Origin of the sequence: Bombilactobacillus bombi, from assembly GCF_003522965.1 — a bacterium.
Lineage (GTDB): Bacteria > Bacillota > Bacilli > Lactobacillales > Lactobacillaceae > Bombilactobacillus > Bombilactobacillus bombi.
The window spans coordinates 1,332,556-1,354,806 of record NZ_CP031513.1; the positions used below are offsets into that span (position 1 = coordinate 1,332,556).

A 22,251-nucleotide genomic window follows, 5' to 3' on the forward strand; every position below is an offset into this window, starting at 1 on the left:
TTCGACCTCCAGAAATTTTTAATAAAATTATACGCAAAACTCCATTATTAAGCAATTGCTTATCTGACATTGTTGATAGTCGTGGGTTATGATTACTGGAATTTTGTTAGTTATCAATTATCAAATTGGTTCCAAAGTAGCGGTAGCTGTTACCGAACACGATAAATTTAAAGGCTATCCTTTCGGAGGCACAGCTGTAATTCATCAAAATGAGCAAATTTTTAAAGATGCAACAGCCAGTCGCAGCTATTGTGATTAATATTTAAAAAATATATTAACTTGATGCTGGTCCTAATTGGTAGACGACTAACAAACTCAATTATGTAAATTTTACAAAAACACCAAATTCTAGTTTCCCAACATCATCTTTTGTTATGCAGCATAATACCTAATTTAGACATTATGACAACCCACAAACAAATATAAAAAGTCCAGTAGCGGTTAAATAAACTGATAACTGGATTTTTTAAATTAACTATTTATCTTCTGACCAAATACCATTAACACCACTAACTACTCCTGCATCAAAGTCAGCGGTTTTCAAACCGGTAATTTGCGAAAAACGTTCAATTACCTTCGGTTGAGCCCAGTTGGTTATTAACCGTAAATTAGTCTGATCATTAGGAACTACCCATTTACCTAGTTCTTCCAATTGTGGATAATCTTGGATATTAATTCGTTGATTATTTTTTAAAGCAATAATCATTACAGGACCTTGGATATATTGTTTTTGTTGGTCTAATATTTTTTTCATAATATTCCCCTCCTCAAACTTTATGATAGCGCTATCTTTAATTCTTAACAACAAAAAACTGCAACTCTGACTGAGAGTTACAGTTTTAACAGATTTTACTTTTTAATTCGTAAAGACACCATATTGTATAAAGAATCTGGTCCATAATCAAGATTTTGTAAACGTGAATGTGTCATGAATGCTTGACCGTTTTGGTATAGTGGAATAACTCCTTGTTGCTCATTCAAAATATCTTGTGCCGCAACCATATCTTGCCAGCGAGCACTAGAATTATTCGCATCTTGAGACAAACTTTGGTTAACCAATGCGTCATATTGTGAATTAGACCATTTACCACTATTATAACTTCCTGTAGTTGTGAATAGCGTTAAGAAGTTAATTGGATCAGGGAAATCAGCATTCCACATTGTTACTACCACATCAAAGTCACCACTAACCGAACGACTTAAACGACTCTTATAAGGAACGTTATTGAGTTCCACTTTTAATCCTGGCAGTTTTTCCAACTGGCTTTGTAAAAATTCACTTTGCTGCTTGGCGATATCTGTATCATCACCTAATAAAGAAATTTTAATCTTTTTTTGTCCGGTTTCAGCTAAACCTTGTTGCCATAACTCTTTTGCTTGTGCTAAGTCATATTTTGTATTAGCTAGTCCGGTTTTCTTGGTAGCATCAGTAAAATCTTGCTGTTTATTATCAGGGTTAAACGCCATATTAGAAGCTGTCACTGAATTGGCAACTGAGGTCCCATTACCTAAAACTTTCTTGGTCAATTGCTGACGATTAATGGCTAGGGACATTGCTTGGCGTAATTTTGGATTTTTAAAGAAAGCTAATTTCTTTTGATTCAATTCTAAATAAACTGTAGAATTTTGCTTTAAAACTCCGTAACCCTTAGATCCCTTCATTTGCTTGGAAGTATCACCACTAAGCTCAACTCGATCTAATTTGTTAGCTTGGTATAGGTTTAAAGCAGTGGAAGCATCTTTAACTACTTGATATTTTAGCTTTGGCACTTTCACGTCTTTGGCATCCCAGTAACGATTATTTTTCACTTGTGTCCAGCTATTATCGGCACTATTCCAATTTACCATTTTGTACGGTCCATTAAAGATTAAGGTTTTAGAATTAGTACCATATTTTTTACCCCATTTTTGTACTGCTTTAGGGTTTTGTGGGAAGAAAAAGTCCGCTGCCATTAATTCATTAAAGTATGGAATTGGCTTTTCTAAAGTAACTTGTAGTTTATAGTTATTTAAGGCCTTGATGCCTAAAGAATTAACTGGCTTTTTTCCTTCAGTAATAGCCTTAGCATTGGCAATACCTTCATAGATGTAAGCATATTGTGATTTAGTTTTGGGATCAACCGTCCGCCGCCAAGCAAAGACAAAATTCTGCGCGGTTACCGGATCGCCGTTGCTCCATTTAGCATTTTTGCGAAGAGGGAAAGTATAAGTCAGTCCATTATTAGTTGGTTGAACTACTTTAGTTGCAATTGCTGGTTCTAACTTCTTACCCTGATAACGATATAAGCCTTCCATTGTATTCGTAATAGCTTGTGCACTAACGATATCAGTAGCCATCGAAGAATCAGCTGTTGAGACAACATCTTTCGACATAATCCGCGCTGTATCAGTTGGAGTTTGACTTTGGCTAGTGGAACCACAACCAACTAAGGTAAAGATACTAACTAAAGTTAAGGAACTGACAGCTATTAATTTTTGTAATCGCATAATAAACCCTCTTTCCTCTCAAATAATTAAATAGAGTTTACTATGATTACAACTAAATGTAAATAGAATAATTAGAAAAAATGAATTATTTTTAATAAAAAATCAGATATATGAGAATAATTTCTAACATCAATGCAAAGCATCAATAGTTTTTTCAAAAGTAAATTGTTGATTAGCATAACTAAACTGTAAAATACAGCAATTAGTAAAATGAACCCGCTGTTGAACTTCCTGCCAGTCAAGCCACCGACGCAAGAACATAAAACTAGCTCCTCCATGGCTGACCGCTAAGACTTGCTGATGTTGTGGACGCTCCATCACCTCGGTCAATGTCTGGACCATTCGTTTTTGTACCTGTACATCTGATTCACCACCATATTGCACAAAAAAATCACCATAAGAATGACGTTGGGGATCATCATGGGGATTTAAGACCTCACTTTGCCCCTCAAAAACCCCAAAATTCCATTCTTTTAAACCTTTTAAGCGTTCATAGGGTTGCTTAGTAATATATTCCAGAGTGTCACTAGCTCGTTCTTGTGTGGATGCATAAGCATGATCAAAAGTTATTCCCTGAGCTTTTAAATACTGTCCCACCTTTTGGGCATCACTAATTCCTTTAGCAGTCAGGGGGGAGTCACTTGCCCCTTGAATTCGATGTAGAGAATTAAATAGAGTTTCACCGTGACGCATTAAATATAATTGTTGAGTCATTTAAATTCCTCCTTCAAGCATCATTAACTCTATGATTAGCAGATTGAACTATAATAGACACAGAAAGGAAGTTCGATGTTGAACAATGCACAATCATAGAGTTGCTCAAACTATTAGTAATACATTCTTAAATTATACCTCCTATGTTATTTCTTTAGGAGGTTTCTTATTTGGTTATGATACTGGTGTGGTTAATGGCGCTTTGTCTTTTATTAGTTTACCCGATCAGTTAAATTTATCGGCTAATCTACAAGGATTAGTTACTGCCTCACTAGTATTTGGATGTACTTTTGGGGCATTATTTAGTGGTAAATTGTCCGATAAATATGGTCGTAAATTGTTATTGCATACAATTGCTGCCATTTTTACTTGCGCCACGATTGGCTGCGCGCTTTCAAATAACATTATCATTTTAAGTATTTTTCGATTTATTTTAGGTCTATCTGTCGGCTGTGCTTCTAGTCTTGCACCTGTTTATTTAAATGAAATCTCTCCCGATCGCTACAAATCACAAAATGTTAATAAAAATGCTGTCGCTATCGTTATTGGTCAATTATGTGCTTTTAGTGTCAATGCGCTTTTAGGAACTTTTTTAGGTCATTGGCATCCAGTATGGCGGTTAATGATGCTGATGGCAGGAGTCCCAGCGATAATTCTTTGGCTATTGTCGTTTAATCTTCCGCAAAGTCCATTTTGGCAGTTAATTCATAGTACCAAAGAAAAAGCCCGCCAAACTTTTCATCGTTTAGGTTTTCCCAAACTCGATATTAGAGAAGCTATTTTAGCTTCTAAAACAGAGCAATCACATCCACAACAAGTTAATTTGCGAGAAATTTTTCATAATAAATATTTATTGTATTTATTTTTTGCTGGAATTGCCGTTGCATTAATTCAACAAATTTCCGGTGTTAATATTGTCATGTACTATGGCACAACCCTTTTAGAACAAGTTGGTATGGGCGCCAAAGCTTCTTTATATGGCAATGTTTTAATTGGATTAGTTTCTTCAATTGCAATTGTTTTAGGTACCAAACTCACATCCCGATTTTCCCATCAGCATATTCTGATAGCCGGTTTATGTGGCAATATCATCTTTATGACCGGATTAACGCTGGTTATGCGCAGTCATACTTTCACACAGGCACAAATCAATCTTATTGTATTAATATTATTAACTTGCTTTTTAGCTACTCAACAAGGCATCGTGAGCCCTACTACTTGGTTGTTATTAGCTGAATTATTCCCTCCAGCTGTAAAATCAGTCTTTATGAGCTGGGCTACTGCAGTCATGTGGTTAACAAATTTTGTTATTAGTTTAGTCTTCCCAGCTTTAGTCGCCCACTTTGGCACTCAAGGAGTATTTTTGATTTTTGGTGGAACGAATATGTTTTGCGTTTTATTGGCGCTTCTGTTAGTAAATCCGAAATTAGTTAAAACAGCTTGGCAAAAACTTTAATTATTTTTTTGACAAAAATTCAAAAAAATTTTAATTATCTGAAAATAGCGTTGCGGCTCTGTTTCAATACTTCGAATATGTTCACCTTGTGCAAAAGTCTGCAAAAATTTGGGCTCGGCTGCTGCTTGATATAGCTGTTGAGACATTTTAGGAGGGACGGTCGTATCTTGAAGTCCACAAATAAACATTAACGGCACTCGGGCGTGTTGAACACTTTGTAAAGGACTGGTCTGTTGATAGGAACCATGAACAAATATCCGTGACCAAAATGATAAAGTTTGTGTTAAAAATTGCGCTGGAATTTGAAATTGGCGTTCAATTGTATATTTACTGATTGCAAATGCATCTGTATAACTAGAATCGGCAATCACACCCTTTACTGCAGCAGGTAACGCTAGTTGCAAACTTTGTAAAACTGTGGCTGCTCCCATCGAAGCTCCATATAAGAAAAATGGCTGTGGTAATTTTTGTTGTTGCAGATATTTAATCCATGATAAGACATCGTATTTTTCTTGATAGCCATAACTCAAATAACGACCACCACTCTTTCCCGAAGCACGATTATCTGGCTGCAAAACATTGTAACCCAATTGATGAAAAAGATAGCCAATCTTATCCAATGAATGATGGTCCACTCCAAAACCATGTACAATTAAGACTGTACCAGAATTTTGTGTATTAGCAGTTAACCATCCCGTTAAGTCCAAACCATCATGAGAAGTGGTTTGGACTATTTGTTTAGGCAAAGAGACAAATTTTTGGGCTCCTTGAACTACCGGGTTATCAGCTGCAAATTGAGGTGGTTGACTTTTTAAAGCGCTGCTATCACGGCGATGAACATAATTAAATAAACCTGCTCCAGCCACTATTGGCAGCCCTATCAGTAAACTAGTGATTTTTAATAAGCTTTTCTTACGCATATTATGCCTCCTTAACTAAAGCTACGCCACCAGCAACCGCCAGAATAGTCCCACAAATTAGCATAAATAGCACATCAAAGGAACTTTTAGTAGCAACCAAACTCCCCAAATAAGGACCCAGTGCTCGACCTAAAGAACCAAAAATAACGTAAAAGCTCTGATAAGTTCCCCGATTTTGGGCTGTTGAAAATTTACTCAATAAAGCTGGGATTGTTGGAAAAGTAATTGATTCTCCAATAGTTAAAATCAACATACTAACTACATATTGCCAATATTGTTGGGCTCCGGGTAAAAAGATAAAAGAACTTCCCATAATCGCTAACCCCAAAGCAATTTGAATTTTTAACTGTGAAAACAAGGATTCTGTCAGATGTCCCATTAATGGTTGAATAATCATTAGTGACAAAGCATTCAAACTAAACAATAAACTATAATCACGCATCTTAAAATTATTATTCAACATATATAACGACATATTACTATCCCATTGTGAATATCCTAACCAAACCACTAATACCGCCAAACAAATTAAAAATAAATTGAGATATAATCGTGGTTTACTAATTTGACTTGTAATGGCAACTTCTTTAATAGCTGCTTCACTGGCTTGTGTAGTATTGGAACGCTTATGAGTGGTACCATCCAAAATATGACCTCGAAAAATTACGATTAATAAGCAAGCAATAAAGCACAATGCTGGCAAAAAGAACGTTAAAAAGATACTGCGTTGAAAAATAACACTCACTAACATTGAACCTAAGGCAATTCCGACATTGGCTGATAAATACATAATATTAAAAATTCGTTGCGAATGTTGATGGTGCTGTTGGGCTACTACAGCTGTATAAGAATTAACCGCCGTATAAGACACTCCCATACCTAAACCAATTACAGTCAGTACAATTGCATATAATGGCCAAGTATGGCAAAATGATAAAATTAAAAAACCCAGCGCCGCTACCAAATAACCGATCAGCAAAGTACCTCGATGGGAATAATGATCGAATAAATATCCTCCCAATGCATTTCCCAGCATCATAAAGCCTGAATAGACCATCAAAACAAAACCAGAAACCACCATCGATTCGTGTAAATTTTTAGTCATAAAAATTGTATTTACTGGTAGAATAAACCCCATAACCATATTAAAAGTGGCGTTCATTACCAAAAGCCAGCGTTGCTGTTCATCTTTCATCAATGTACCCCCTTAGATTCATTATCTATCCTATCAAAGAAAAAATCACCTTACCACTAAAAACATTAATTATTGGAGGAGATACAGCATGATAAAAATTCGTTATCAACATTTTTTTAAAACTATAGCCTCCACATTTAAAGTTATCTATCCATTAGTATTAATAGACGCTTATTTACGCCTAATTCAAAATACGGTCTTCAATCCTAATGGTTTTTTTATCAAAATCTTTAATTTATCTTGGAAATATCAGTCGTTGGGTCGTTTATTTACTCCACTTACTACCATTTTGGAGTTATTAATTTTGTTATTTTTTGGTTACTTATTAACAACACGTTTCAGTTTACACAAGTCGCCAGATCTGAGTTTTAATACTGTTATTATTTTAGCTGTAGCTTGTGTCAATATTAGCCCCGATTTACGAACTATTTGGAACCAACCACCGTTATTATTAGTTATTCTCATCAGTTGGTTAGTTGCTCACATCTTTGGTAAAATTCCCTGGCCCACAATTCGAGTTTCTTTAGCATTATTCAGTGGCTGCTTGCTTAATCTTCTACAACAGTCTGATGTTTTAATAAAGTTGCCTGGAATTTCTACTAGTGCTCGCAATCTCAACTGGTGGACTTTAGGTCCGTTAGTAATGATCCGTAATTTGGCTACGTGGCTAGGATTAATTAACCCTTTCTCTGAAACCAAACAAACCATTACTTCACCTAGTGCGACTGCCAATCTTTCGGCTGCTTTATCCCACCAAAGTCTCAATCATCTCCCTTATCCAATTAATCTTCATTCTATTTATACCAGTTATGCTTTTTTGGGAGGAATAGGCTGTACGTTAGGACTAATTTTAGCTTTATTAATTGTTAAAAAAGAACGATTAGTTTTACAAAATATTTTTTTAACAATGTTTGGATTTAATGCTCCTTTGTTGTTGCGCTTACCTGTTTTATTTAATCCCTATTTCTTAATCCCCTTTATTGTTAGTCCTTTAATAAGCATGCTAATTGGAGCACTTTTTATCCAATTGGGCTGGGCATCACCGGCAGTTTATCAAATCTTTTCGGGAACACCAAGTTTTTTAATTAATTTTTTGGGAACTAATGGCAATTGGGGCAGTTTAATTGCAACCATCATAGCAATTATTTGTTCGACTGTTATTTATCTTCCATTTGTTAAAGCTGAGGTTGACTATGAAAACAAAACATTGGATTAATCTGATTATTTTAACAATCATTTTACTTTCATTTCCGGCTTATTATGCCATGCGCACTAATGTTCATAGTGAAAAGGTTTGGCATAATTCACGAGTGTCGCCGATTATTTTTATCCCTGGGAGTTCTGCAGATCAAGATCGATTCGATGATATGTTTAACCAATTACGCACTCCCAAACATAAAAATAAGCATAATATTCTCAAAATAACGGTTTTAACTAATAATAAAATTAAAACAACTGGAAATATTGCTACTCGTGATCAAGAACCATTAATTGTAATTGCTTTTCAAAATAACCAAGATGGTTATAATAATATTGCCAAGCAAACATACTGGTTGAAAACTGCAATCAATTATTTGACTAAAAACTACAATTTTAATAATTTTTCCGCAGTAGGTCATTCTAATGGCGGGTTAATCTGGACTTGGTATCTAGAAAAGTATTTTAATCGCAATGAGCTTACTATTAATAATCTCATGACCATTGGTACACCATATAATTCATTAGAATCTAATCCTAAAAATCAAACCGCTATTTTTCGCCAGCTGTATCAATCTAAAACACGACTTCCTAAAAATCTGATTGTCTATGCTATTGCCGGAACGAAGAATTATCAAAATGACGGTACAGTTCCTTATCAAAGCGTAGAAGCTGGTAAATATATCTATCAAAATCAAGTAAAAAAATACACCCAAATTACAGTAACGGGTGAAGATAGTTCTCATTCTAATCTTTTAGATAATCCGCAAGTTACTCGCTTAGTTCAAGAAAATATTCTGGAAAATGCTAAGAAAATTATCCAATAAAAAAGCCATGATTAAAATAATCATGGCTTTTTTGGGTACTGACCTTAGTCAATAGCTGCTACTAGTTCACATCTAGCAACAAAAACGTTCTCACATATCCGGTGAGTATCAAATAATTTGATTTAACGTTCCCAGAACGACCACTATTAAAGTGATCACTCGACTCATCGCATATAAACATAGTATCACTCTTTAATTGATTTAGCAATATCGATTAAAACTTGAGCAATCATATAACCCATGGCGATGGCTCCGATAGTCATAATGACCATCAAAAATAAACGGATACTATTGACAAATTCTCCTGATACCATTGCTCGTACAGCTTCATACGCAGTAGCTCCCGGGACTAATGGCACTAAGGCAGGAATATTAAATAATGTCACCGGCATTTTTTGAATTCTTGCCAATAAATAACTTACTAATCCAATAACTAAAGCAGCAATTAAATTCGAAAAAACCCTACCTGCCGTCACGTAGTTCCAAAAAAACCAATACACCATCCAGCCCAACATACCACAGAATCCACAACCAATTAACGCACGGCGCGGAATATTAACACAAATGGCATAGCCAACTGTACCAATAAAACTAAATGCTATCTGCACCAAAACTTGAAGCAAAATAGGCATAATCTCACCTCTCATAAAAGGAAACGTAAAACAACAGCAATTCCACCACCAATAGCTAATGCGCTTAATGTACCTGAAACCATTCTAACCACACCTGAAATCAAATGGCCGGCAATCAAATCTCGTAAGGCATTCGTCAATGCCACCCCTGGAACCAACGGCATTACAGCACCAATAATTAAATAATTCAGATTATCAATCAAATGAAAATACCGCAAACCAATGGCCAAAATTGCAATCATTGCGGCAGCAATGAACTCACTGATAAATTGAATTTTAACCACATTATTAATATAATAAAAAATCAAATATCCAATCATACCAACAATTCCAGCCTGAACAAAATCAAACCAATCATACCTATTGATAAATAAAATCATTAATGTACTACTAATTAAAAAGGCTGCAATAGCTTTTAACCACAGAGGAAAATCGAGCGTTTCTGAATCTACTTTTTCCAAGCCATCATACAATTCTTGTAAATCAATTTCATCAGCTGAAAATTGGCGTGACAAAGTATTCACTTCAGACACCTTATATAAATTTATGGAACTATGGGTAATTTCAATCATTTTAGTAGAATCAAGATCACGCGCACTCAAAAATATGCCTGTCGGTGTGAGGAAAATTTCGGGATGGCTAAGTCCACCTTTTTGCATAATCCGTTTTAGCGTATCTTGAACGCGATACATTTCTGACCCAGATTCCATCATAATTTTACCAGCTAATATTCCAGTGTTTAAAAGCTTTTTAATCCTTTGTTCTTCCATAAATGTTCTCCCTTAGCCTATAAAAGGGTACAAAAAAAGGTTATTATCAAGGATAATAACCTAACCATAAGCGTGGCAGCGTCCTAGCCTCGCAGGTAGTTTCCCACCAACTACTCTCGGCGCTGAGAAGCTTAACTTCTGTGTTCGGCATGAGAACAGGTGTATCCTTCTCGCTATCGCCACCACACTTTGCCTCTGAAAGAACCTTCGTTCCCTCAAAACTGAATATTAAGAGTCCGTTCTGCGCTCGGTTAAGCCCTCGACCGATTAGTATTGCTCCGCTCCAATTATCACTAACCTTCCACGCGCAACCTATCTACCTCATCTTCTTTGAGGGGTCTTACTTCATTACTGAATGGGAAATCTCATCTTGAGGTGGGTTTCACACTTAGATGCTTTCAGCGTTTATCCCTTCCATACATAGCTACCCAGCGATGCTCTTGGCAGAACAACTGGTGCACCAGCGGTATGTCCATCCCGGTCCTCTCGTACTAAGGACAGATCCTCGCAAATTTCCTCCGCCCGCGACGGATAGGGACCGAACTGTCTCACGACGTTCTGAACCCAGCTCGCGTACCGCTTTAATGGGCGAACAGCCCAACCCTTGGGACCGACTACAGCCCCAGGATGCGATGAGCCGACATCGAGGTGCCAAACCTCCCCGTCGATGTGAACTCTTGGGGGAGATAAGCCTGTTATCCCCAGGGTAGCTTTTATCCGTTGAGCGATGGCCCTTCCATACGGTGCCACCGGATCATTAAGCCCGACTTTCGTCCCTGCTCGACTTGTCTGTCTCACAGTCAAGCTCCCTTCTGCCTTTACACTCTGCGAATGATTTCCAACCATTCTGAGGGAACCTTTGGGCGCCTCCGTTACTGTTTAGGAGGCGACCGCCCCAGTCAAACTGCCCACCTGACACTGTCTCCCGCCATGCTTCAATGGCGCGGGTTAGAACCTTCATCTAACAAGGGTAGTATCCCACCAGCGCCTCCGTCGATACTAGCGTACCGACCTCTTCGGCTCCTACCTATCCTGTACATGTTACACAAAAATTCAATATCAAGCTACAGTAAAGCTCCATGGGGTCTTTCCGTCCTGTCGCGGGTAACCCGCATCTTCACGGGTATTATAATTTCACCGAGTCTATTGTTGAGACAGTGCCCAAATCATTACGCCTTTCGTGCAGGTCGGAACTTACCCGACAAGGAATTTCGCTACCTTAGGACCGTTATAGTTACGGCCGCCGTTTACTGGGGCTTCAATTCAAACCTTCGCTTACGCTAAGCTCTCCTCTTAACCTTCCAGCACCGGGCAGGCGTCAGCCCCTATACGTCATCTTTCGATTTGGCAGAGACCTGTGTTTTTGATAAACAGTTGTTTGGGCCTTTTCACTGCGGCTGGCTCTTACACCAGCACCCCTTCTCCCGAAGTTACGGGGCCATTTTGCCGAGTTCCTTAACAATAGTTCACTCGCTCACCTTAGAATTCTCATCTCGACTACCTGTGTCGGTTTGCGGTACGGGTAACCAGTTCCTCACTAGAAGCTTTTCTTGGCAGTGTGACTCTCGTGCTTCGCTACTTATATTTCGCTCCCCATCACAGCTCGTCCTTAGAAGTAAGCATTTAACTCACTCCCAGACTCACTGCTTGGACATGCTTTTCCAGCTGCATGCTCACGTTTATCTCCTGCGTCCCTCCATTGCTCAAACAGAACTGATCAGTACAGGAATCTCAACCTGTTTTCCATCGGCTACGCCTTTCGGCCTCGTCTTAGGTCCCGACTTACCCTGGGCGGACGAGCCTTCCCCAGGAATCCTTAGTCATTCGGTGGACCAGATTCTCACTGGTCTTTCGCTACTCATACCGGCATTCTCACTTCTAAGCGCTCCACCAGTCCTCACGATCTGGCTTCTTCGTGCTTACAACGCTCTCCTATCGCATAACTATTTCTAGTTACACCCACAGTTTCGGTACCATACTTAGCCCCGGTACATTTTCGGCGCAGAGTCACTCGACTAGTGAGCTATTACGCACTCTTTGAATGCATTGCTGCTTCTAAGCCAACATCCTAGTTGTCTATGCAGCTCCACTTCCTTTTCCACTTAGTATGGATTTTGGGACCTTAACTGGTGATCTGGGCTGTTCCCTTTCGACTACGGATCTTATCACTCATAGTCTGACTCCCGGGTATAGATTAATGGCATTCGGAGTTTATCTGAATTCAGTAACCCTTGATGGGCCCCTAGTCCAAACAGTGCTCTACCTCCATAATCCTCTTCCCCGAGGCTAGCCCTAAAGCTATTTCGGAGAGAACCAGCTATCTCCAAGTTCGTTTGGAATTTCACCGCTACCCACACCTCATCCCCGCAATTTTCAACTTACGTGGGTTCGGTCCTCCAGTGCGTTTTACCGCACCTTCAACCTGGACATGGGTAGGTCACTTGGTTTCGGGTCTACGTCAAACTACTTTGCGCCCTCTTCAGACTCGCTTTCGCTGCGGCTCCGTCTTCTCAACTTAACCTCGCAATTTAACGTAACTCGCCGGTTCATTCTACAAAGGCACGCCATCACTCTTTAACGAGCTCTGACTACTTGTAGGCACACGGTTTCAGGATCTGTTTCACTCCCCTCCCGGGGTGCTTTTCACCTTTCCCTCACGGTACTAGTTCACTATCGGTCACTAGGGAGTATTTAGCCTTGGGAGATGGTCCTCCCAGATTCCGACGGGGTTTCACGTGCCCCGCCGTACTCAGGATCCTGGTTGAGTGCTCTTGATTTCGTCTACAAGACTGTCACTTTCTTCGGTGCAGCTTCCCAACTGCTTCGACTATCGCAAGCCTTTTTCCTCGTCTACCAGTCCTACTACCCCAACAAGCATGCTCGTTGGTTTGGGCTCTTTCCTTTTCGCTCGCCGCTACTCCGGAAATCGATTTTTCTTTCTCTTCCTGTGGCTACTTAGATGTTTCAGTTCACCACGTCTTCCCCACATTAACTACTTCATTTCATTAATGTGTGACTGAGCTTGACCTCAGCCGGGTTCCCCCATTCGGATATCTCCGGTTCTTCGCTTACTTACAGCTCCCCGAAGCATTTCGGTGTTTGTTCCGTCCTTCATCGGCTCCTAGTGCCTAGGCATCCACCGTGCGCCCTTATCATCTTAACCTATTTCTTAATTCTTTTCTTGAATCTCTCGATTCGCGCAGTTTCTCGTGATATACTTTTGCATATCGTTTCTCTTAATATTCAGTTTTCAAGGTTCAAAGTTTCTTTTGTTTGAGAGTTGACCTCTCAAAACTGAACAAAGTTTCCACAAAAGTGCTTCCGTTTATTTTCCTTAGAAGGAGGTGATCCAGCCGCAGGTTCTCCTACGGTACCTTGTTACGACTTCACCCTAATCATTTGTCCCACCTTAGACGGCTGGCTCCCTTACGGGTTACCCCACCGGCTTTGGGTGTTACAAACTCTCATGGTGTGACGGGCGGTGTGTACAAGGCCCGGGAACGTATTCACCGCGGCATGCTGATCCGCGATTACTAGCGATTCCAGCTTCATGCAGGCGAGTTGCAGCCTGCAATCCGAACTGAGAATGGTTTTAAGAGATCTGCTTGCCCTCGCGAGTTCGCTTCTCATTGTACCATCCATTGTAGCACGTGTGTAGCCCAGGTCATAAGGGGCATGATGATTTGACGTCGTCCCCACCTTCCTCCGGTTTGTCACCGGCAGTCTCACTAGAGTGCCCAACTTAATGCTGGCAACTAGTAACAAGGGTTGCGCTCGTTGCGGGACTTAACCCAACATCTCACGACACGAGCTGACGACAACCATGCACCACCTGTCTTCCTGTCCCCGAAGGGAACCTCTAATCTCTTAGACTTGCAGGAGATGTCAAGACCTGGTAAGGTTCTTCGCGTTGCTTCGAATTAAACCACATGCTCCACCGCTTGTGCGGGCCCCCGTCAATTCCTTTGAGTTTCAACCTTGCGGTCGTACTCCCCAGGCGGAGTGCTTAATGCGTTAGCTGCAGCACTGAGAGGCGGAAACCTCCCAACACTTAGCACTCATCGTTTACGGCATGGACTACCAGGGTATCTAATCCTGTTCGCTACCCATGCTTTCGAGCCTCAGCGTCAGTTACAGACCAGAGAGCCGCCTTCGCCACTGGTGTTCTTCCATATATCTACGCATTTCACCGCTACACATGGAGTTCCACTCTCCTCTTCTGCACTCAAGTCTGCCAGTTTCTGATGCTCTTCCTCAGTTAAGCTGAGGGCTTTCACATTCAGACTTAACAGACCGCCTGCGCTCCCTTTACGCCCAATAAATCCGGACAACGCTTGCCACCTACGTATTACCGCGGCTGCTGGCACGTAGTTAGCCGTGACTTTCTGGTTGATTACCGTCACGATGTGAGCAGTTACTCTCACACCCGTTCTTCTTCAACAACAGGATTTTACGATCCGAAAACCTTCTTCATCCACGCGGCGTTGCTCCATCAGACTTGCGTCCATTGTGGAAGATTCCCTACTGCTGCCTCCCGTAGGAGTTTGGGCCGTGTCTCAGTCCCAATGTGGCCGATTACCCTCTCAGGTCGGCTACGTATCATTGCCTTGGTGAACCGTTACTCCACCAACTAGCTAATACGCCGCAGGTCCATCCTAAAGTGACAGCCGAAACCGTCTTTCAACTTCTCGTCATGTGACCAGAAGGTTTATGCGGTATTAGCACCTGTTTCCAGATGGTATCCCCCGCTTTAGGGTAGGTTACCTACGTGTTACTCACCCATCCGCCGCTCGTTCCATTAATTCCGCCCGAAGACTTCCTTAATTTCACTCGCTCGACTTGCATGTATTAGGCACGCCGCCAGCGTTCGTCCTGAGCCAGGATCAAACTCTCATTTTTTGTAGTTCTTTCTCTTGCTCATGACTTGAACTCGCGTTCTTGTCTTTTCTTTATTGCTTTTCTCATTGACAGGTTCTTATTGAACCCTGCACTTTTGCGTTTAGAAACTTTATTCAGTTTTCAAAGATCAACCTTCGCTGTCATTTAGCAGCTGTTTTATTATATCAGCTGCTCGGTAGCTTGTCAAGAACTTTTTTATCTTTCTTGCTTTGTTCTTTTAGCTCTCTTTTTGCTCTCCGTGACAACAGAAAATATCTTACCAAGATTACCTCCTCTTGTCAACAGCTATTTAATATTTTTTTCAATATTTAGTATTTTATCAATCCAAGAGGGGTCATAAAAGCCGGTCTCATGCGTAACAAGTATAATTGCTCCTGGATAATTTTTTAAAGATTGTTGCAAAGAATTCTTGCTATCATCATCTAAATGATTTGTTGGTTCATCTAATATTAACACATTAGCCGGTTCTAACATTAGGCTGGCTAATTTAACTTTAACTTGCTCACCACCAGATAAAGTTTTAATTGCTGATCCCACTTGTTGAGCTGTTAATCCTGCTCTAGCTAGAGCTTGTCGTAAAGTACGTTGAGTCTTATCAGGAAATTGCTGCTGCAAGATGACCAAAGGAGTCGCTAACGGTTGTGACCAAATTAAATCTTGTTGATAATAGGCCACTGTAACTATTTTAGATAATTGGACGCTGCCGGCAATTGGCGGAATTTGTCCTAGAATTGTTTTAATTAAAGTTGTTTTGCCAATTCCATTAAATCCCTTAATTACCATTTTTTCGCCCATCGCTAAAGAAAAATTAATTTCTTGTTGTAAAAGCGGTTCTTGATAACCAATCATCAAATTATTAACATCGAGAATAATTTGACTAGCATTAGCAACATACGGAAAAGAAAAGTTCGGTTTCATCCGATTAGACGGTGGAGCTAAAACTGTCATCTTTTCTAGTTGTTTTTCGCGGCTTTTAGCACTTTTAGAGCGAGAACCCGCTTTGTTTTTTTGGATATAAGCTTGCGTTTTAGCGATTTTCTTTTGCTGACTAGCATAAGTTTTCAAATAAGTACGTTGATTGGCTGCTTTTTGCCGTAAAGCTTGTTTCAAAGTTCCACTGTAACGAGTCAAATGCCCTAATTCTAAATCATAAACTACATTGACAATCCGCCCTAAAAAATCGTAATCATGCGAAATTACGACAAAGGCGCCTGCAAAGTTCTGTAAATAGTCCGCCAGCCAATTAATATGCTGGGTGTCTAAATAATTGGTTGGTTCATCTAATAGTAAAATATCCGGATTTTGCAGTAACAACTTAGCTAAAATTAATTTAGAACGCTGCCCGCCGCTTAAAGCAGACACATCATGGTCATATCCTAAGGCATCAATACCTAGACCTGTGGCTACTTGTTCAATTTGCGTATCAATTTCATAAAAGCCCTTTTCCTCTAGTAATGCTTGAATATTACCAGCTCGCTCAATTAATTCTGGATTAGAATCTGTCCCCATCTGTTGGTAGAGTTTTTCTAATATCTGTTCCTGTTCTAATAATTCTGCAAAGGCGCTACGTAAAAAATCTCGAATAGTCTGACCTGGAGTTAAACTGGCATATTGATCCAAATATCCAATTTTTAATTTTTTCTTCCAAGTGATTTTTCCCGCATCAGGGGTGATTTTTCCAGTCAAAATATTGATGAAGGTACTTTTACCGACACCATTTTGCCCAATAATTCCTACATGTTCATGAGCATTAACTTGAAAATTAGTATCGTCATATAAAACTTTATCCAAATATGCATGTTGTAAATGTTCCACTTTTACTATACTCAAAAATTTACCTCTTTCATTAAAAAAGGCCGCAAGCACGTTCGTACTCCAGCCCCATAAAACTCTAATTGTCTTCAGAATCGACCTCTGTTACATAATCACTATTAACATTTTTTCCATAGATTATATAAGATTGATTGATTTCCGAATCAAAATCAAAATTATTATATTGTTCATTTAAACGATTAAGTTTAGTTTCTTCATTGTTGAGCGTAATAGGATCACGACCGACACCACGCCGAATTTTATTAGATACTCGCTGCAATTCTGAAGTAGGCGCAATTTCATAAGATAGTCCATCAATAGTGGCCCCATGACCTTGTAAATGGTCTGATTCCATTTTTTGGGCAGCATCACGATATGATTGCATTAAGGTGGTAATGTCATTAAAAGAAAGATCGGTACTCATGGAACCAGAAATACTGTCTAACAGTTTTTGCATATTCGGCAAAGCACTCAAAGAAAGCGTCTTTTTGACAATGGCCATAATGACTTGACGTTGGCGTTTTTGGCGGCCATAATCTCCCTCTGGATCTTCATAACGCATCCGTGCATAAGACAGACTTTGCTTACCGGTAATGACTTGTTTGCCTTTTTTGAAACTACTGCCATCATAACTAAAGGCAAAGGGTGAATCAACTGTAATGCCTTCAACGGCATCCACAATTTTAGGCAATGAATGAAAATCCATCGTTACATAATGGTCAATATGAATATCTAATAATTTTTCGACAGTTTTCATGGCGGCGGCTTCTTTACCAAGATTATAAGCTGAATTTATCTTTTGAATAACTCTTTTGCTATTCTTAATACCATAAATTTCTGCTAAGGTATCGCGTGGAATACTCATTAAAACTGTTTTTTTAGTTTTAGGATTGACGGTAGCTAGAATCATTGTATCCGAATTACCCCGATCTGTTCGTCCTTCATCACCAGTATCAACCCCCAATAACAAAATTGTTACTGGCTTACCTTCAGCAATAGTATGCGAAATATGCGTTTTATCAGTCGGATGATAAGCATTGCCTAAAGCGTTACTAGCCTGAGAATAAATTCGAAATCCATAAGCACCTACCACAAAAATAGCCATTAAAATAATTAATAAGCTCATTTTTAAAATTGGATGACGATAGTCTTGATGCTCATTGCGTAAATATATACGTTGATTTCGGTGCAAAAATGCTTTTTTCGGGTCTTGATTGTCCATTATTTAACCTCAATATCTTAATGAATTTAACACATTAAAAATTTCACATCCATTGAATACTTCAATAAAGGTTAATCAGCCAGACCATTTTTAATGGTGATTGTTTTCCCAGCACGTACTTTTAATGCCAGTTCAATACTTTTATCGACAATAATGCTTTGTGCATCAATGATTAAAGCATCATGATCTGCTGCCTTTTCTTGGGCTAATGATAATTCTGTACAGCCTAAAATAACTGCTTCTGCACCAAATTCTTGCTGCATTCGCCTTATTATTTGATGGTATAGTGGTGCATCTACTACGCCTTTAGTCTTAATATTATCATAAATTAATGTCATTACATCGGCTTGCAACTGCTTGTCACCTAATGTGTAATCATAATTTTGTTGTTGTAATTCTTGTTCATAAATTCCATCAGCTAAAGTTCCTTGAGTGGCAATCAATCCGACGCGCTTGATGTCTGGATATTGTGCTTTTAAAGTTGCAATTGCTGTGCGGGGCATATGCAAAAGAGGCACAGTCGTAGCTTGTTGCAACTGCTCGTAAAAATAATGCGCCGTGTTACAAATAATAACCATAAAAGCTGGATTTAATTGACTTTGCTGTTGTATATCATCTAATAAAGCTGGATAAAAACTAGGTTTGGTTCGATCTAAAATATAACTTGTGCGATCTGGCACCGTAGCATGGTTCACTAGAATATAATCCAAAAAGTCCTGATCACAATCCGTCGGGGTACGCTGATTCAAAAGACGCAAGTAACTTTCTGTTGCCGCTGTCCCCATGCCACCAATTATTGTAAAGAAATCTCGCATTATTTACTCCTATTCTAACTCATTAATTACTTGCTGAGCTACATTAAAGTCATTGGGATAAGGAGTATCAATCCCACGCACCTTTTGATAAGCATCTTCACCTTTACCCGCTAAAACAACTAAATCTCCTGGATTACTTTTGGCAATGGCCGTGGCAATGGCTTTTTGGCGATTTAAAATTATTTGCACTTGAACTCGTTCATGATCAATGTGTTGATCGATTTCGGCCGCTATCTTTTGAGGATCTTCAAATCCAGGATCATCCGTCGTCAAATAGGCTTCATCTGCATATTCACTTAAAGCTTTACCAAAACCCGCACGGCGCGACACACCTTTATTACCTGTGCTGCCAACAACTACAATGATTTTTGATTGTGGTTCTTTGCGTTGTAAAAAGCTCAACAAAGCCTTCATGCTGCCATAATTATGTGCATAATCTATATAAACTGTGCCATGTTTCTTAGTTTTGATAGTTTCCATTCGTCCTGGAATATGCACATCAGTAATAGCAGTTTTGGCCAACTGATAAGGCACTCCCGCTAGACCAGCTCCAATAATCGCTGCAATAGCGTTAGTTTCATTAAAGTCTCCTGCTAAATTAATCTCATATTGACCGTCAAGCAACAATTTTTGAGCTTTTGCAGTTTGACTTTGTAAATTCAAACGACTTTGTACTAAAGTACTCTCTTCGCTATGATAAATAAAATCTGCATTGCTTTCATTGCCACCTTGACGAGCAAAAAGATAGATCTTATTTGCTGGCGTAGTTGCTTGTGCCGCTTGATAAATTTCTAAAAAGTGATCACTATCACTATTGAGCACACAAATATTAGAATTAACCAACAATTGCAGCTTGCAATGCAAATAGTCCGCAAAGTCAGGATGCTCGTTAGGGCCAATATGATCAGGGGTTATATTTAGGAAAAATCCAATATCATACTGTAAACCATAAACTCGATTACGTTTATATGCCTGTGAAGAAACTTCCATAACCAAATGTGTCATTCCATTATCAACTGCTTGCCGCATTTCTTTAAACAGATCTAATGACTCTGGCGTCGTCAAACTAGATTTGAATCTTTGCTTTGGCTGTGTTCCCAAGATGCGATCAATTGTTGAAAACAAGGCCGTTTTTTTGTTTGTATAAGCCTGCAAAATACCTTGAGTAAAATAAGCCGATGTTGTCTTGCCTTTCGTCCCAGTAAAAGCAATAATAAACAATTGATTTTGAGGATAGTCGTAAAAAGCTGCCCCTAAAAGTGCCATAGCTTTTTGGACATCATTAACAATTAAAGCATTCATCCCTTTAATATCTGGATATTCTTGTTCAGAAACATAGGTTGAAGCCCCATTTTGCTGAGCTTCACGTAAATACTTTTCTTCAAAGTGAGTACCCTTGCAAAAAAACATCCCATCCTTTTTCACCTGCCGCGAATCATAAGTTACGGCAGTAATTTCATTATCAAAAACTATATCGGCTTTCGTCAATAAATGATGTTCTTTCAAAAGTAATATACATCCATTTAAAATCAAAGACATGATTATTCTCCTTCGTTAGGGGCAAATTTTTTAGGTAAAATAATATTAAAAACTGTCATTTTGGTATCTGATTGTGCACTAATCTTCCCACCATGCACTTGAATTAAACTTTGAGCAATTGCCAATCCCAAACCCGTTCCTTCATGGACTGGAGAACGCGATTGATCGCCACGATAAAAACGCTCGAATAGGTGTTCTAAGGACGCTTTAGCAATGGGCTCACCATCATTAGCCACTTGAATAAAAACCTGATCTCCTTGCTCACGAGCACATAACCAGAGATGTTTTGCACCTTTACCATACTGGAGAGCATTTGTAATCAAATTATTTAACACGCGGCCTAATTTTTCAGTATCTGCTCGCATTATCACAGATTTTTGCGGACTATCGACAATTAGTTGAATTTGAGCTTGTTGTGCTTGCAATTCGAATTCAGCAGCTAACTGTTCTAACATCTGTATCATATCAAACTTGCTATAATTTAATTGGATACTAGCTGTACTAGCACGCATATATTCAAACAAGTCATTCACCAGTGATTGTAATTGTTGAGCCTTTTGAAAGGCAATATGAACATATTTTTGTATGTCGTTAATTGGCGTTTGCGGATTTTGTTCAATCAATCCTAAAAAACCAATAATAGAAGTTAGTGGTGTGCGTAAATCATGACTAACGTTCGTAATTAAATTATCTTTAGTTAATTCGCTTTGTTGTTGTTGTTCAATAGCAGTTTGCATAGTTTTGGTTACTAATAATAATTGTTTAATTACCTGTTGCAACCATGGATTGTGCACTTGAATTTGACTTAATTGCTGCACATGTTGGGGATTCAAATTCTGAAATTGTACAATAATTTGTAAAGACAATAATTGAATATAGCGCTGATGGGCCACTAGTAAACTGATAATTAGGTCTAGTGCCCCAATCACACCTACGACAAACCAACTTATTGTTATTGTTTTGAAAACATACCAAAACAAAAATTCAAATGCAATTAATAAAAAAAGGGTCCCTAACCCCCAAAATACTACGCTGGCATACTTCTTCGTACTAAGTTTAATTTTAGACATCTATTAAGCCTCAACTTTATAGCCAACGCCCCAAACTGTTTCGATGACTTTTTCACCGTGGGTAGCTTCTTCCAGTTTATCACGTAGATGACTAACATGAACCATCACTGTTTTAGCAGAGATTACACTTTCTTGTTTCCAAACTCGTTCAAAAATTTCATCAGCCGAAAAAACTTGATTAGGATGACTAGCTAATAAATATAGAATCCCAAACTCTAACGCTGTTAGCTGAACTTTTTGACCACTTTCGGTCAATACTTCATGGGAACTCTTGTTAATGGTAATAGGACCAATGTTTAACTTATCTGGAATATCGGCATCACCCGCATGAATTCTGCGCAATAATGACTTAATTCGGGCCATTACTTCGAGTGGATTAAAGGGTTTGACAACATAGTCATCAGCTCCAGAAATCAAACCTTGAATTTTGTCAATGTCACTAGTTTTGGCTGAAACAATAATAATTGGAACTTGAGATGTTGCACGCACTTGTTTCATCACCTCAATACCTGATATATCTGGCATCATAATATCCAAAATTATCAAGTCAATATCAGGATGTTGTTCTAATTTAGATAAAGCCGCTGTCCCTGAAGTAGCTGCAATGGGTTCATAACCTTCATTGCGAATATAAATACTCAACAGTTCCACAATATCTTGGTCATCATCTACTACCAAAATCTTCATTAACTTCTC

Annotated in this window: 17 protein-coding genes and 3 rRNA genes; 4 read left to right on the top strand and 16 right to left on the bottom strand. The window is 38.9% G+C overall.

The annotated features are described in order from the left end of the window. The first annotated feature begins 88 nt into the window (after positions 1–88). Complete coding sequence (locus DS830_RS08885) at positions 89–259, top strand: hypothetical protein (RefSeq protein WP_162887541.1); 171 nt, start codon at positions 89–91, stop codon at positions 257–259. A 216-nt stretch (positions 260–475) separates the two neighbouring features. Here the strand turns inward: DS830_RS08885 and DS830_RS06615 are convergent, their stop codons facing one another. The 3 genes from DS830_RS06615 to DS830_RS06625 form a co-directional block, all read right to left on the bottom strand. Then, the gene (locus DS830_RS06615; RefSeq protein ID WP_118908725.1) at positions 476–754 is read right to left on the bottom strand and encodes a hypothetical protein; all 279 of its coding nucleotides are present in this window, start codon (positions 752–754) and stop codon (positions 476–478) included. 95 nt (positions 755–849) lie between these two features. Further along, positions 850–2,487, bottom strand: a complete 1,638-nt coding sequence (locus tag DS830_RS06620) for a peptide ABC transporter substrate-binding protein (RefSeq protein ID WP_118908726.1) — start codon at positions 2,485–2,487, stop codon at positions 850–852. Between the two features lie 129 nt (positions 2,488–2,616). Beyond that, positions 2,617–3,201 (bottom strand): histidine phosphatase family protein, encoded by a 585-nt coding sequence (locus tag DS830_RS06625; protein ID WP_118900458.1) that lies wholly within the window; start codon positions 3,199–3,201, stop codon positions 2,617–2,619. 85 nt (positions 3,202–3,286) lie between these two features. Here DS830_RS06625 and DS830_RS06630 point away from each other — a divergent pair, with 85 nt between their 5' ends. After that, complete coding sequence (locus tag DS830_RS06630) at positions 3,287–4,657, top strand: sugar porter family MFS transporter (RefSeq protein ID WP_118908727.1); 1,371 nt, start codon at positions 3,287–3,289, stop codon at positions 4,655–4,657. On the opposite strand, the gene DS830_RS06635 is transcribed toward DS830_RS06630, so the two are convergent. Both DS830_RS06635 and DS830_RS06640 read right to left on the bottom strand, forming a co-directional pair. Beyond that, positions 4,654–5,577, bottom strand: a complete 924-nt coding sequence (locus tag DS830_RS06635; protein WP_118908728.1) for an alpha/beta hydrolase — start codon at positions 5,575–5,577, stop codon at positions 4,654–4,656. The two genes, DS830_RS06630 and DS830_RS06635, sit on opposite strands and share 4 nt — an antisense overlap. A 1-nt stretch (position 5,578) precedes the next feature. After that, the gene (locus tag DS830_RS06640) at positions 5,579–6,772 is read right to left on the bottom strand and encodes an MFS transporter (protein WP_118908729.1); all 1,194 of its coding nucleotides are present in this window, start codon (positions 6,770–6,772) and stop codon (positions 5,579–5,581) included. 88 nt (positions 6,773–6,860) lie between these two features. Here DS830_RS06640 and DS830_RS06645 point away from each other — a divergent pair, with 88 nt between their 5' ends. Then, positions 6,861–7,988: a PTS sugar transporter subunit IIC gene (locus tag DS830_RS06645; RefSeq protein WP_118900450.1), complete on the top strand. Its 1,128-nt coding sequence runs from the start codon at positions 6,861–6,863 to the stop codon at positions 7,986–7,988. After that, positions 7,966–8,796 carry an alpha/beta hydrolase gene (locus DS830_RS06650; protein WP_118900448.1) on the top strand — a complete coding sequence of 277 codons (831 nt, stop codon included), beginning with the start codon at positions 7,966–7,968 and terminating at the stop codon, positions 8,794–8,796. The genes DS830_RS06645 and DS830_RS06650 overlap by 23 nt, the downstream gene beginning before the upstream one ends. 185 nt (positions 8,797–8,981) lie before the next feature. On the opposite strand, the gene DS830_RS06655 is transcribed toward DS830_RS06650, so the two are convergent. From DS830_RS06655 to DS830_RS06705, 11 genes are all read right to left on the bottom strand, one after another. Further along, positions 8,982–9,428 (bottom strand): threonine/serine exporter family protein, encoded by a 447-nt coding sequence (locus tag DS830_RS06655; RefSeq protein ID WP_162887542.1) that lies wholly within the window; start codon positions 9,426–9,428, stop codon positions 8,982–8,984. A gap of 11 nt (positions 9,429–9,439) precedes the next feature. Further along, entirely contained in the window at positions 9,440–10,198 is a 759-nt protein-coding gene (locus DS830_RS06660; protein ID WP_118908730.1) for a threonine/serine exporter family protein, read from the bottom strand. 70 nt (positions 10,199–10,268) lie between these two features. Further along, positions 10,269–10,385: ribosomal RNA gene (rrf, locus tag DS830_RS06665) — 5S ribosomal RNA — on the bottom strand. A gap of 60 nt (positions 10,386–10,445) precedes the next feature. Beyond that, a 23S ribosomal RNA gene (locus tag DS830_RS06670) occupies positions 10,446–13,361 on the bottom strand. Positions 13,362–13,535: 174 nt separating this feature from the next. Beyond that, positions 13,536–15,097: ribosomal RNA gene (locus DS830_RS06675) — 16S ribosomal RNA — on the bottom strand. Together the 16S, 23S and 5S rRNA genes form the textbook arrangement of a ribosomal RNA operon. Before the next feature lie 285 nt (positions 15,098–15,382). Next, a complete protein-coding gene (locus DS830_RS06680) occupies positions 15,383–16,927 on the bottom strand; it encodes an ABC-F family ATP-binding cassette domain-containing protein (protein WP_118909108.1) in 1,545 nt (514 codons plus the stop codon). A 61-nt stretch (positions 16,928–16,988) separates the two neighbouring features. Further along, positions 16,989–18,131 (bottom strand): LCP family protein, encoded by a 1,143-nt coding sequence (locus DS830_RS06685; RefSeq protein ID WP_240366795.1) that lies wholly within the window; start codon positions 18,129–18,131, stop codon positions 16,989–16,991. A 71-nt stretch (positions 18,132–18,202) separates the two neighbouring features. Next, complete coding sequence (locus DS830_RS06690) at positions 18,203–18,946, bottom strand: aspartate/glutamate racemase family protein (protein ID WP_118908731.1); 744 nt, start codon at positions 18,944–18,946, stop codon at positions 18,203–18,205. Positions 18,947–18,955: 9 nt separating this feature from the next. Next, positions 18,956–20,485, bottom strand: coding sequence for a UDP-N-acetylmuramoyl-L-alanyl-D-glutamate--2,6-diaminopimelate ligase (locus tag DS830_RS06695; RefSeq protein WP_118908732.1), 1,530 nt, complete (start codon positions 20,483–20,485; stop codon positions 18,956–18,958). 2 nt (positions 20,486–20,487) lie between these two features. Beyond that, positions 20,488–21,555, bottom strand: a complete 1,068-nt coding sequence (locus DS830_RS06700) for a sensor histidine kinase (RefSeq protein WP_118903097.1) — start codon at positions 21,553–21,555, stop codon at positions 20,488–20,490. A gap of 3 nt (positions 21,556–21,558) precedes the next feature. Continuing rightward, on the bottom strand, positions 21,559–22,242 hold the full coding sequence (locus DS830_RS06705) for a response regulator transcription factor (protein ID WP_118908733.1): 684 nt from the start codon (positions 22,240–22,242) through the stop codon (positions 21,559–21,561). Between the last annotated feature and the right edge of the window lie 9 nt (positions 22,243–22,251).

Excerpts from the sequence above, each read along its gene's own strand:
- DS830_RS08885 (WP_162887541.1), top strand. The coding sequence starts at position 89 with ATGATTACTGGAATTTTGTTAGTTATCAATTATCAAATTGGTTCCAAA.
- DS830_RS06615 (WP_118908725.1), bottom strand. The coding sequence starts at position 754 with ATGAAAAAAATATTAGACCAACAAAAACAATATATCCAAGGTCCTGTA.
- DS830_RS06620 (WP_118908726.1), bottom strand. The coding sequence starts at position 2,487 with ATGCGATTACAAAAATTAATAGCTGTCAGTTCCTTAACTTTAGTTAGT.
- DS830_RS06625 (WP_118900458.1), bottom strand. The coding sequence starts at position 3,201 with ATGACTCAACAATTATATTTAATGCGTCACGGTGAAACTCTATTTAAT.
- DS830_RS06630 (WP_118908727.1), top strand. The coding sequence starts at position 3,287 with ATGCACAATCATAGAGTTGCTCAAACTATTAGTAATACATTCTTAAAT.
- DS830_RS06635 (WP_118908728.1), bottom strand. The coding sequence starts at position 5,577 with ATGCGTAAGAAAAGCTTATTAAAAATCACTAGTTTACTGATAGGGCTG.
- DS830_RS06640 (WP_118908729.1), bottom strand. The coding sequence starts at position 6,772 with ATGAAAGATGAACAGCAACGCTGGCTTTTGGTAATGAACGCCACTTTT.
- DS830_RS06645 (WP_118900450.1), top strand. The coding sequence starts at position 6,861 with ATGATAAAAATTCGTTATCAACATTTTTTTAAAACTATAGCCTCCACA.
- DS830_RS06650 (WP_118900448.1), top strand. The coding sequence starts at position 7,966 with ATGAAAACAAAACATTGGATTAATCTGATTATTTTAACAATCATTTTA.
- DS830_RS06655 (WP_162887542.1), bottom strand. The coding sequence starts at position 9,428 with ATGCCTATTTTGCTTCAAGTTTTGGTGCAGATAGCATTTAGTTTTATT.
- DS830_RS06660 (WP_118908730.1), bottom strand. The coding sequence starts at position 10,198 with ATGGAAGAACAAAGGATTAAAAAGCTTTTAAACACTGGAATATTAGCT.
- DS830_RS06685 (WP_240366795.1), bottom strand. The coding sequence starts at position 18,131 with ATGGACAATCAAGACCCGAAAAAAGCATTTTTGCACCGAAATCAACGT.
- DS830_RS06690 (WP_118908731.1), bottom strand. The coding sequence starts at position 18,946 with ATGCGAGATTTCTTTACAATAATTGGTGGCATGGGGACAGCGGCAACA.
- DS830_RS06695 (WP_118908732.1), bottom strand. The coding sequence starts at position 20,485 with ATGTCTTTGATTTTAAATGGATGTATATTACTTTTGAAAGAACATCAT.
- DS830_RS06700 (WP_118903097.1), bottom strand. The coding sequence starts at position 21,555 with ATGTCTAAAATTAAACTTAGTACGAAGAAGTATGCCAGCGTAGTATTT.
- DS830_RS06705 (WP_118908733.1), bottom strand. The coding sequence starts at position 22,242 with ATGAAGATTTTGGTAGTAGATGATGACCAAGATATTGTGGAACTGTTG.